At 38.2% G+C, this 11,944-nt stretch carries 12 protein-coding genes; 8 read left to right on the top strand and 4 right to left on the bottom strand.

The window, feature by feature from the left end; genetic code table 11:
- The first annotated feature begins 3 nt into the window (after positions 1–3).
- The 6 genes from NMK36_RS12070 (at position 4) to NMK36_RS12045 (ending at position 6,290) form a co-directional block, all read left to right on the top strand.
- Complete coding sequence (locus tag NMK36_RS12070; RefSeq protein WP_254173808.1) at positions 4–1,332, top strand: nucleotide sugar dehydrogenase; 1,329 nt, start codon at positions 4–6, stop codon at positions 1,330–1,332.
- Positions 1,329–2,276 carry a Gfo/Idh/MocA family protein gene (locus NMK36_RS12065; protein ID WP_254173807.1) on the top strand — a complete coding sequence of 316 codons (948 nt, stop codon included), beginning with the start codon at positions 1,329–1,331 and terminating at the stop codon, positions 2,274–2,276. Before NMK36_RS12070 ends, NMK36_RS12065 begins: the two co-directional genes overlap by 4 nt.
- A complete protein-coding gene (locus tag NMK36_RS12060; protein WP_254173806.1) occupies positions 2,269–2,847 on the top strand; it encodes an acyltransferase in 579 nt (192 codons plus the stop codon). Before NMK36_RS12065 ends, NMK36_RS12060 begins: the two co-directional genes overlap by 8 nt.
- An 18-nt stretch (positions 2,848–2,865) precedes the next feature.
- Complete coding sequence (locus NMK36_RS12055; protein WP_254173805.1) at positions 2,866–3,969, top strand: DegT/DnrJ/EryC1/StrS family aminotransferase; 1,104 nt, start codon at positions 2,866–2,868, stop codon at positions 3,967–3,969.
- A gap of 165 nt (positions 3,970–4,134) precedes the next feature.
- Positions 4,135–4,770 (top strand): class I SAM-dependent methyltransferase, encoded by a 636-nt coding sequence (locus NMK36_RS12050; RefSeq protein WP_254173804.1) that lies wholly within the window; start codon positions 4,135–4,137, stop codon positions 4,768–4,770.
- Positions 4,771–4,781: 11 nt separating this feature from the next.
- On the top strand, positions 4,782–6,290 hold the full coding sequence (locus tag NMK36_RS12045; protein WP_254173803.1) for a tetratricopeptide repeat protein: 1,509 nt from the start codon (positions 4,782–4,784) through the stop codon (positions 6,288–6,290).
- Between the two features lie 108 nt (positions 6,291–6,398).
- Here the strand turns inward: NMK36_RS12045 and NMK36_RS12040 are convergent, their stop codons facing one another.
- The 4 genes from NMK36_RS12040 to NMK36_RS12025 all read right to left on the bottom strand — a co-directional run bounded on the left by NMK36_RS12040 (position 6,399) and on the right by NMK36_RS12025 (position 10,613).
- Positions 6,399–6,995, bottom strand: coding sequence for a class I SAM-dependent methyltransferase (locus tag NMK36_RS12040; RefSeq protein WP_254173802.1), 597 nt, complete (start codon positions 6,993–6,995; stop codon positions 6,399–6,401).
- Positions 6,970–7,317, bottom strand: coding sequence for a class I SAM-dependent methyltransferase (locus tag NMK36_RS12035; RefSeq protein ID WP_254173801.1), 348 nt, complete (start codon positions 7,315–7,317; stop codon positions 6,970–6,972). The genes NMK36_RS12040 and NMK36_RS12035 overlap by 26 nt, the downstream gene beginning before the upstream one ends.
- A 17-nt stretch (positions 7,318–7,334) precedes the next feature.
- Positions 7,335–9,920 (bottom strand): tetratricopeptide repeat protein, encoded by a 2,586-nt coding sequence (locus NMK36_RS12030; protein ID WP_254173800.1) that lies wholly within the window; start codon positions 9,918–9,920, stop codon positions 7,335–7,337.
- A 147-nt stretch (positions 9,921–10,067) separates the two neighbouring features.
- The gene (locus NMK36_RS12025; RefSeq protein ID WP_254173799.1) at positions 10,068–10,613 is read right to left on the bottom strand and encodes a hypothetical protein; all 546 of its coding nucleotides are present in this window, start codon (positions 10,611–10,613) and stop codon (positions 10,068–10,070) included.
- A gap of 223 nt (positions 10,614–10,836) precedes the next feature.
- On the opposite strand from NMK36_RS12025, the gene NMK36_RS12020 reads away from it, so the two are divergent.
- Both NMK36_RS12020 and NMK36_RS12015 read left to right on the top strand, forming a co-directional pair.
- Positions 10,837–11,448, top strand: a complete 612-nt coding sequence (locus NMK36_RS12020) for a retropepsin-like aspartic protease (protein WP_254173798.1) — start codon at positions 10,837–10,839, stop codon at positions 11,446–11,448.
- Between the two features lie 40 nt (positions 11,449–11,488).
- The gene (locus tag NMK36_RS12015; protein WP_254173797.1) at positions 11,489–11,938 is read left to right on the top strand and encodes a DUF29 domain-containing protein; all 450 of its coding nucleotides are present in this window, start codon (positions 11,489–11,491) and stop codon (positions 11,936–11,938) included.
- Positions 11,939–11,944 lie beyond the last annotated feature (6 nt).

Below are 11,944 nucleotides of genomic sequence, written 5' to 3'. Positions count from 1 at the left end.
TCAATGAATAATATAAATGAGTCTTTGGAGTCAATCAAAGATAAGATAAAAAATCACACTGCGACCCTCTCAGTGGTGGGTTTAGGATATGTGGGTTTGCCTTTTGCTGTTGAAAAAGCTAAGGTAGGTTTTTCGGTGGTGGGTATTGAACAAAATCCCATCAGAGCCGAGAAAGTTAATCTAGCTGACAATTATATTAGTGATGTCAAAGATGAGGAATTAAAGCAAGTTGTTGCTAGGGGGAAATTGAAGGCAGTGACTAATTTTGATAACGTGGCTGACTCTGATGCCATTGTTATTTGTGTTCCCACCCCGTTAACTAAGAATTTAACCCCGAACTTGAGTTACATTGAATCAGTAACCAGGGAGATAGCGAATCACTTACGACCCGGCCAGTTAATCACTCTTGAATCTACGACTTATCCAGGCACGACTGATGAAGTAATTAAGCCAATTTTAGAAGAAGTGAGTGGATTAAAGCAAGGGGAAGATTTCTTTCTGGCTCATTCTCCTGAGCGGGTTGACCCTGGAAATAAACGTTATACAACCCATAACACCAATAAAGTGGTTGGGGCATCCGATGCTAATTCTTTGGATGTTGCGGTTTTATTTTATCAGCAAACTATCCTTAATATTGTTCCTGTCAGCAATGCTAAAGTGGCTGAATTAGTCAAAGTCTTTGAAAATACCTTTAGAGCCGTTAATATTGCCCTAGTAAATGAATTGGCTATTTTATGCGATCGCATGAACCTCAATGTTTGGGAAGTGCTAGACGCTGCGAACACCAAGCCGTTTGGGATCATGCCCTTTTATCCAGGGCCTGGGGTGGGAGGTCATTGTATTCCCCTTGATCCCCACTATCTGGAGTGGAAAGCAAAAGAGTTTAACTTTAATACCCACTTTATTGCCTTAGCGGGTGAAGTCAATCGCCAAATGCCAGAGTTTGTCAGGCACAAAACCTGGCGGGTCTTAAATCAAAAAGGGATGAGTGTCTCAAAATCTCAGATCCTGATCATCGGTGCCGCCTACAAAAAAGATATTGAAGATTGGCGAGAGTCCCCAGCAATTGTTGTGATGGAGTATTTACTAGAGGATGGAGCCACTCTATTTTATCATGACCCCTATGTACCGAGTCTTAACATTGGAGAGAGGACACTATCTTCGGTAGAATTAACTGATGATGTGATAGCTTCGGCTGACTTGATCTTGATTTTGACGGATCATAGTCAAATTGACTACTATCACCTAGTCGAAAAAGCACAAGCGGTTTTAGATACTAGAGGTGTTACTCGACAGTTAAAAGATCATGAGGAAAAGGTAACGTTACTGTGAATCAAGTCATTGTTGTTGGTGCGGGGAATTGGGGCAGAAATTTAATCCGCAATTTTCAGGATTTGGGCGCTCTCGCAGGAGTCGTTGAGGTGAATCCCGACTTAAGGAGTAAGATCGCAGCAACTTATCCAGATTTACCCCTCTATGAGAACTATCAACAAGCGTTGACAGAGACTGTACCTGCCGTTGTCTTAGCTACACCTGCTTCAACCCATTACCAACTTGCTCTCATGGCACTAGAAGCAGGTAAGGATGTCTTTGTTGAAAAACCGATGACATTGCGAACCGAAGAGGCTAGGCATTTAGCTGAATATGCGGAGCAACAGTCACGCATCCTGATGGTGGGTCATCTGTTACTTTATCAACCTGCAATTACTTGGATGCAGGAGTATTTAGCCAGTGGTAAGGCAGGAAAAGTCTTTCATGTGATGACTCAACGGGCTAAACTAGGGAAAGTTCGTCGAGAGGAAAATGTATGGTGGTCGTTTGCTCCCCATGATATTTCCGTTGTCTTAGAGTTACTCGGTCAACCTCAGCTTAAACAAGTCCGGGCGAGTGGCCAAGCTTTGTTACAGCCGGGAATTGAAGATAATGTTTATGTTGATCTTGAGTTTGAAGGAGGACAAACGGCTCATATTCATTCTTCTTGGTACTGGCCAACCTTAGAACGAAAAACAATTGTTATTGCTGAAAAGCAAATGCTCGTTTATGACGAAGTATCCCAACAAATTACCGTTTATGACAAAGGAGTGGATGAAAATTTAAACAACCGTGATCAAGGCAGTTATCAGGTGGAAGTGGCTGATACTCAACCTTTGAAGATTGAGTGTGAGCATTTTCTAGACTGTGTTAAAACTCGTCAACGTCCCCATTCTGATGGCTGGAATGGAGTTGCGGTAGTAGAAATTTTAGAGAAAGCGACGGAGTTATTAAAACATGGCTGACTATTTTGTTCATGAATCAGCTTATTTGGATGATGGGGCAAAAGTGGGAGAGGGAACTAAAATTTGGCATTTCTGCCATGTAATGGGTAAAGCCAAGATAGGAAAAAATTGTTCTCTCGGTCAGAATGTGTTAGTGAGTAATAATGTAGTTATTGGGAATGGGTGCAAAATTCAGAATAATGTGTCTCTTTATGAGGGTGTAATTCTGGAGGATTATGTGTTTTGTGGCCCCAGTATGGTATTTACCAATATTAAAACCCCTCGTTCTGAGTTTCCTCGCAATACCAGTAATGATTATTTAACTACTTTGGTAAAACGAGGTGCAAGTATTGGGGCAAATGCCACGATTGTTTGTGGAATTACGTTACATGAATGTGCGTTTGTGGCGGCGGGGGCAGTTGTCACGAAAGATGTTCCAGCATTCGGAATGGTGGCGGGAGTACCTGCTAAACTGATCGGTTGGATGAGTGCTTATGGGGATGTTTTGGAGTTTGATGCTGAGGGGTACGCTGTTGATTCCATTGGGGTAAAGTATCAAAAGGTTTGTGCTGTTGAAGTTAAGCAAGTTTAAGGGAAGGAAAACAAAAAAATGAGTCAGACTAAGATTCCAGTTTTAGATTTAAAACCTCAATACGACAGTATTAAAGGGGAGATTCAGGCTGCTATCAATCGGGTGATTGAGTCGGGTCAGTTTATTATGGGGCCTGATGTTAAGGCGTTTGAGCAGGATGTGGCGGCTTATCTGGGGGTTAAGTATGCTATTGGTGTTAATTCTGGTACGGATGCTTTGGTCATTGGTTTACGGGCTGCGGGGATTGGGGAAGGGGATGAGGTGATTACGACTCCTTTTTCGTTTTTTGCAACGGCAGAATCGATTAGCAATGTCGGGGCGAAGGTGGTATTTGCGGATATTGAGGCTAGTACCTACAATATTGACCCCCAGCAGATTCGGGCTAAGATTACTCCCCGGACTAAGGCGATTATGCCAGTGCATTTGTATGGACAGGCAGCGGCAATGACAGAGATTCAGTCAATTGCCCAAGAGTACGGATTGAAGGTGATTGAGGATTGTGCTCAGTCCTTTGGGGCGAGATATGATGGCAAGCCGACGGGAACGATTGGTGATGTGGGTGCTTTTTCGTTTTTCCCGTCTAAGAATTTGGGGGGTTATGGCGATGGAGGAATGATTGTTACGGATGATGAGCAAATTGCGGAAGTTGCTGGGATGTTGCGGGTACATGGAGCGAAGAAGAAGTATCATAATGAAGTGTTAGGATATAATTCCCGGTTGGATACGATTCAGGCGGCGATTCTACGGGTGAAGTTGCAATATATTGATCAGTGGAATCAGGGGCGGCGCAGAGTGGCTGAGGTTTATAATCGATTATTGGCAGATGTCGAAGGTGTGGTGACTCCGGGTTTAGCTGAGGGCTATGTGTTTCATCAGTACACGGTTAGAATTACAGGAGGAAAACGGGATCAGGTTCAACACTATTTAACTGAACAAGGAATTGGCACGATGATCTATTATCCCATACCCCAAGACCAGTTACCTGTTTATAAAGGACAGTATGAGGCTTGTCCAGTGAGTGATTTGGCAGCTCAGGAGGTTTTGAGTTTACCGATTTGGCCGGAGTTGAGGGAGGATGTGATTCAGAAGGTGGTTGAGGAAATAAGAGTAAGAGTTAACTGAGAATCATATGAATTTGAGAGAGGGGGATAACTAATTTTTTTCAATATGATTATCTTACTCTCTGTGCTATAAAAAGTTAAACAAATAACAGCTTATTTGTAAAATTTATGACTAATAGCTATACCTTCTAAAAACTAAACTATAGACCAATATAAGGCTTAAATTATGGGACAAGAAAGAGATGCTAATTTTTATAACAGCGTTTATCAAAGTTCAGAAAAGTATAAGAGAAAACCTGAATTAATCGAATATTATTATGAAGTGTGGTGCGAAGGCATTAATCAAATTAAAAATTATGTATCTCAACCAAAATATATTATGGACTTGGGTTGTGGCCCTGGTCACTTTGCTTCATTATTAGCTTCAAATTTAGATACTCTGGAGAAATATGAGGGGTATGATTTTTCAGATACAGCAATTAACATGGCTCAGTCTTTGGTTAGCCAAGATGATAGGTTTAACTTCTATGAACAAAACTTACGAGAGTTTGATTTTCCCAAAAAAGATAATTTGGTCGTAACTATGTTTGAGTTTTTAGAACATATTTCATTTGACTTAGAATTAATTAGTAAAATTCCACCAGGCACATGGACTTTATTTAGTGTTCCTTCTTATGATAGTGCTGGTCACGTCAGATGGTTCGATTCTTTGCAGGAAGTTAAAAATCGCTATGAACCCTTGATAAGGATTGAAAATGTTTACATTTGCAAAGTCAAGAAGAATCAAATATATGTGTGTATTGGTCGGAAGGTGGGATTAGAAAAACCAAGCGAATTAATTAGAATGATTCAACAATTTTAATTTTAATAAAAATGAAGACCAATTTTAAAAAAAATTCTATAAAGAAAGCCAATCAGCTTAAAAGAGAAGGTCAATTCGATGAAGCTCTGGTCGAGTATAATAATTTGGTCAAACAAAACCCTAGTTTTTCTTGGGGTTATGTTGGATTGGGAGAAATTATGCTTCACAAAGGACAACTAGATAAAGCTATTATGTTATTTCGCAAATCCTTAAGTATCAATCCTAAACTGGCTTATTCTTATTATAAAATTAGCGAAGCCTTGATAAAAAAAAATCAATTTTATGAGTCAATTGTCGAGCTATGTAACGCCACACAAATAAAGTATAATCATTTATGTGTTCAAAAAATTTTTGATTTGATTGTCTCCGATATTGAGCTAAAAGCAATCAGAAATCATAATAATCTATGCGAAATTGCAAGAAAAAGTTTGTTACAAAAAAATTATAATAAGGCTTTTGAAATTTGTGCAGATATTATAGCTTCAAACTCGGGGTTGGATAATATTTTTCAAATATTAGCAGAGGTTAATAAATTTAGTTTTCAGGATGAAAGAGGAGAAGTGTTTTCAAAAGTAGTTCCCTATATTCGTCACGTTCTAGCTCGCCCAATTATCCAAACAGTATGGGGTAATGTAGTAGAGGATATTCCAGCAACTTTATATAATTCAGAGTTTACAAATCAAAATAAAATCAACAAAATTGTTTTATACACTTGTGTTTGGAAGCGCTCGGAGTTAACAAAAATTGTTTTATCTTATTACGCAACACTAAAAACAAAGTTGTCAGACAAAATTCAGCTATACCTGTTAGCAGTTGGCTCTGAAGGAGAAAAATCCAGACAACTTTGCGAATCTTGTGGATTCGATTACCTGGAATATCCAAATGAACCCCTAAGCTCTAAGTGGGAATATGGTCTAAATCATTGCGTTAATTACGACCCAGATGCAGTCATCATTGTTGGTTCTGATGATTTGGTTTCTCAAAATCTGATTGAGTTTTATGATGATAAACTACGAGAAGGCTTAGTATGTATGGGCCTAAAGAATGCTTATTTTTTTAATGCGATAACTCAACAGCTATTTTTATGGAAGGGATATGATAGCTCAGATGTCAGGCGCTTCGGCGAAACCACTGGTTTGGGAAGATGTCTTTCAAGAATTTTGCTTGATAAACTGAATTTTAGCGTATGGAAAGACATCAAGATAAACAGTACGCTAGATAAAGTAATGTCTCAAAGGCTTCTGAATTTGGGTCTGTATCCCCTAGATTACGAAAATTTAATATTAGTCCAAGTAGACGATAAAAAATATATTAAAGTCGGTCATTGCAGTTTTGATTTAAATTCAATTAATGCTTTTAGTATTGATATAAAAACGGAAGTAAACATTACGCCTTTCATCACACTTCTTAAATCCAGCCAAGCTACTACATTAGATAAAGAAAGTTCTATGGAAATTCTGAAAAAGTATTTGCCACTTGATACATGGGAAAGAATTCTAGCTTTGGGTCAAAAACTTTAAATAATATCAAATCCGGTGGACGACTTCGTGCTGCCGACCATATTTGATATAACTATTACGTCTAACGAGCCCAAAAGTTATGTTATAACTAATTAGCCAAACTTGATACTATTTTCTTGCCCAAGCAACTGCAAACTGAGTTAATCCTTGCTTGGCAAGTTGCTCATCCAGAATCATCATTACCCGTAAGAAAGCCTCATGGGTAGGGTCGCTGATGTCAAAGTTTCCAAATAGGCCGTCAAGTGCTCCGTTATAAACATGGCCGCCAGTGAGACGTATTTCTGCATCAGGGAATACTTCTTTGATTGAACTCAAAATTCTTCCTGAATCAGCACATTCAGAAGGATCTTTGGTTGCTAGTGCTACTGGGTCAACGTTGCTACATCGGATTGGAAAGTTCACCCCAGGCTTACATGGATTTACAAGGAAGTTAGGATTAGATGACAACGCCGCTCTGATACTAGATTGGATATTTAATACTTCCGTTGAATACTGCATTCGAGTAGGGCCAACATAATCATCAATGACAATCACTCCTCCTTCGACCAAGCAATCTTTCGACCATTCCAAAGCAAGTCTGACATCCATCATATGGTGTAGTGCATGACTCCAAAAAACAAAGTCATATTTTCCTGACGAATTTATTGCAAAGACATCTGATTCATGGAAATCGATTTTCTTAGTCAACCCCCCTTTTAGCCGCATCCTCCCTACCTTTCTCAATCCTTTTCGGACTTAGATCATAACAATCAAAGTGAGCCACAGAACCGTCCTCAATGATCTGCATCTCTTTGCTACCTATTCCACATGCTACAGATATACCTGATTTAAAGCCACCTTTGGGAGATTGATCTTGAATTAGTTTCCTCGTTCCTGCCCATAAGCCCGAACAGGGATATCCAAGGATAAGTCTGTTAATATGCTCGTGAACGATGGGATTTTTCCACCAGTTTAGTCTAATATTTCTGCCTCTGTTGGATTCCCAGTGCTTTACTATGGCATCTTTTGATTCAATGATTTGATTCATTAGTTTTCCTTTAATTCCTATGTTAACAGTTTAAGGGTAAGTGCTTTCTTTTCAGCTACATATTTTTTATCAGCTAATCGCTTCTCTGTTTTCCTCATCACTTTTTCTATATACTCACTGCTTTGCTCCTGGTCACAGGAGTATACTAATGAAGATTCAGAAATTCGTCTAATAAAATATGGCAAACCATTTTCAGAATAAAGGTTTATCTTCATGGCTTTTGCTCTCAAAATAAAATCTAAGGTTAAATTCTCTCCATCTATGAAGAAAAATCCTAGCCTTTCAAGAGTAGAATAAAGAGCCAAAAAATTTTCATTCCCTCTTGTAGATGTACCGAGAAAATTATAACGGACATTCTCTCTGCATAAGGATTCTAGTATAATGTTATTATCTAAGGTTTTCGATTGAGTAGAATCACTAATATATTGATTACACAATATAATGTACAAGTTCTCATTGCTCTCATTACAGTACACATTCTGAGTTTGTAGCTCTTGAAATTTTGAATAATAGCTATTTAAAAATCCTAGAGGCATAATATCATTTGGCTCAACAAATAGAACCAGAGAATCTCTTCTCCAAATTTTTAAGAGAAGCGAATTTTTCATCATGTATTTTCCGTAGTTTTGGGGATGAAAGTAAAACTCTACATAAGGCGCATATTTACGAGTAAGCTTTCGGTTTTTTATACATCTATCTGTGGCAACTAAAATTCTTACATCAGGACATTGATCAGGAATAGATTGATTAACTATCGAATCAAGGCATTCTTGTAAGTAATCGTTATCTTCAAAAGCACTTATAACTATTGCCAAAGGTGGATTTCGACTTGATTGAATAAAAGTTTTATCATCTTTCAAGCCATACCCACCTGCCTTTTCCCTTTGAGTGGTAGTGATTATATGGTTAAACCAATATTCTTTTTGGGTATTTTCTGTCAGGTATTTGGCTACACGATAATCTCCTCGCTTCCAAGGTTCCCAAGTAGGGATAACATCCGTTGAATGGCAAAAACCGATCCCGGACATATCTCTGTTAACTGGAGTTCGCTTTTCCCAGTTAATATCAGAGGGGACAATTAAACCATCAGGGAAAAGAACTCTCCAAAAGATTAGTTCGGCTTTAGTTTCAAGAATTATAGATGCCAACTCTGAAAGAGAGTCATCCGAGGCAAAGCAATCATCATCATCCAAATAGATAACGTAACCAACACGAGCATATTCTAATAGTTGGTTTAAATAGATATTATAAGGGAACCACACTCCATACTCTGAACTTTTGCGAGGAGGAAGTAGTGGTTCCCCGGTATGTTTCTCCAGTGGAACTATTGTGCAAGCATGACCCTGTATATAACCAATATTTTTTTCGTCATCTACACCAACGATTATATTTACATTTTTGTAAGATTGATTATAAATAGATTTCATACAATCGTGAAAATAATTTGGCCTTCCACTGGTACGAATAATTATATTAAATAAAGGAGTCTTATCAATCCACTTTCTTTTACATATATTTAATAGTTCTCCTTCTGTTTTTACAACTGATATGGTCGCTTTGGAAAATCGACTGTACCAAGCATAAAATGAGTTTACGGATGGATCTAGCTCACGACAGATTTTGGAAAATATAACGTTTTCACCTCCAAAATATGAGCAAAGAATACCAAATCCTCCATTGCTGGAAATAAACCTCTCACATCCCGCATAAATTCTACACTGAAGTTCATTAACTGAACTGTTGGGATAAAGATTCATGATGTCTAATATAGTGATTACATCCTCAGAAAAATCTGTGACTATATTCATTTCATTAAGGTGCATTGGCTCTGCATCATCTTCATACGAGGGGCCAAAGAAAATTTGATTCACATATACTATCTGATAATCTTTGTGGAAGATTTCAAAAAGTGTACGAAGCGTTTTGGGATTAATATAATTTATCGGTTCTCCTTCCCACTCAGAGTTATATCGATTGCAAATAACTAAAGTTGGCTTTGAAAAACGAATGGCTGTATTTTGATAGTATTTCTTAAGAGGAGGCGGAGAAAAAAGGTTCCAGTCTAGCTGGCGTTGATGGATATGGATATTAGGAAAGCGAGACTCCTGAAGCTTTTGAACATTGCTCCAAGATCGCTTTTGCTCTAACTCTATATGTGATGGGCTGAAAAAATATAAAGGTTTTGTATCTTTACCTGATATTGTCTGCTTTAAAATTTTCTGTTCATACAGATAGTAGGCATACGGTAAAACGGAAATCAGTTCATACCCAAATTCCGGCAGTCCCGAATGTACAACTTTTTGTATCTTTGACAGTAAAAGATCATCATGTTGAAGTTCCTGTTTCTTTGTACCCTGTTTATCCAATAAAAACCCTAATTCATGATTCAACCAACCCGCCGAGGGTTTCAACTCAATTGCTTTCCGATACATCTCAACTGCTTCATCCAACCGCCCCAACTTCCCCAAGGTTTCCCCTAAATTCTGATAAGCAGCATAAAACTGCGGATTTTGAGTGATCGCTTTTTGATAAGCGACCACCGCTTCTTCTAACTTTCCTTCTCTTAACAACTGATTTGCTTGCTGAAAGGCTGTCACCGTCATAGATTTCACTCTAAAAACTAAGGGTTGCTTGCCAGGGGGTTGGTAAACTTAAAGTATCCTATCACAATCTCAACATTAAAATGGATAGGAGGAACTTGCTACAGGACAATTCACAGCCTGAAAAGTTCCTAACTTTTAACCATTTAGCTATGTACGGTTCTGTAAATTGGTCTTCACCGTGTGTACAAATACCTTAGAACGCTCTAAATCCGCTTGAATTCGTTGTAACTTCAACTGTATGCCCTCTAACCCTGAGTCAGCATCCTGTTGAGGTAAGGCAACCCCCATAATAGAGGAGTCTGATCCCAATTTAACCCTGACTTCTGCCATCTTAACCAAACTCTGATCCCGTAAAATCCCATATATTGTTAACTGGTCTTGCTGATCAATGATTTTACTCAAATCTAGGGTGGCTCGAAACCCACTAATTCCTGCTTCTGCTACTTGAGGATAACTAATCAGAACATCAGGACGAGGAACATTCACCGCAATGGTTTTTAGCACTCTCCCCTGAGCTACAACTTCAACGGCGATCGCCGGAGACATTTTCCCCAAAACCCAACCCCGAAACTCAACCGCCTCTGCATCAATTTGGCTTCCGGTTTCTGGTGCGTCCAGATTAAACGCCAATAACCCTTGACAATCGATGAGAGGAACATTAATCACTTCTAAAATATCAATTAGTTTTTTCATTTCAGGGTGCTAAATCCTTAGTTAGTCGTCAAAACTGACCTTGTTATTTTACCTAATTGTAGGGCAAGATCAAAGCCAAATTGTGTTGACTACTATAGACTGAATCGGATTCTGGCTTTGGGACAACGCGACTATGCCATTAACCTAATTATATGCTAATCTTAGCTTATCATCTTCAAGTATTCAACTTTTTCTGGATATTATTCAAGGGAGAGCATTAATAATGGAACCAGAATATGCAACAACTAATGATTGGTATAAAGCCAATCGCCCCAAATTAAAAATATATCGGGGTCAGTGGATCGCTTATACGAATAAAGGGGTGATTAGTCATGATCGAGATTATGACAAAATGAAGAGTGGCATCGCTCCAAGCTTATCAAGCCTAGATTATGTAATTGAGCGTATATTTGAAAGCGAGTTTGTAGAACCTATCCGCTTTTATCCTGTGAGAATGAGAACATTAAAAGCTCACGATTGGCAACCTAAGTATGAGTTAATAATGAAGTCTCAGAACGCAGTGAAAGTGAAAATACTTGTTGATTCTGGCGCTGAACTCAGTTTAATCACCAAGAAATTAGGGAGGGATTTAGGTTGTGCTAAGGCGGAAGGAGAAATTAATAATAAAGCAGAAGGAGTTGGTGGCAGTATTGAGTATCTATTACGACAGGTAGAAATACAATTGGATGGTCATATTTTTACCGCGCCTGTCGCTTGGGCACAAACGGATTTTTGTGAGGAGATTCTTCTAGGTAGGGAGGTCGTGTTTGATTTGTTTGATATAGAATTTAAGCAAGCTGAGGAGACGATTATTTTTAAATGGCGTGGCGGTTAAGTATAGGTGGATAATAATTTCACAAAATAGAGGTGATTTAATGAATAATATTGAGAATTCTAGTCTTTATGAACAGGATTATTATCTCTGGTTACAAGACACTTATCAAAAGTTAGAAAAAAAAGATATAAATGGACTGGATTTAATACATTTAATGGAGGAAGTATTGGCTTTGGGGAATGAACAAAAACGTAAGGTTTCTAGTTATTTGAGACAATTACTAATTCATTTATTACTTTACCAATATTGGGAATCAGAACGAGAGCGTTGTGGTAAAGGTTGGCAAACTGAAATTGATAATTTTCGCTTTGAATTGGAATTATTATTAAAGTCTAAAACTTTGTATAATTATTTTTTACAGGAGATGGAAGAAATTTATCCCAAAGCCCGAAAGCAAGTGATTAAAAAAACCGATCTTCCGGCTGCAATATTTCCTGAATATTGTCCTTTTAAAGCTGATCAATTGTTGGATTCAGATTTTTTACCCTAACCCTCG

The organism is Planktothrix pseudagardhii (assembly GCF_904830925.1).
GTDB classification, from domain to species: domain Bacteria; phylum Cyanobacteriota; class Cyanobacteriia; order Cyanobacteriales; family Microcoleaceae; genus Planktothrix; species Planktothrix tepida.
The sequence above is the reverse complement of the archived record's forward strand: the minus strand, read 5'-3'. Positions and strand labels throughout refer to the sequence as shown.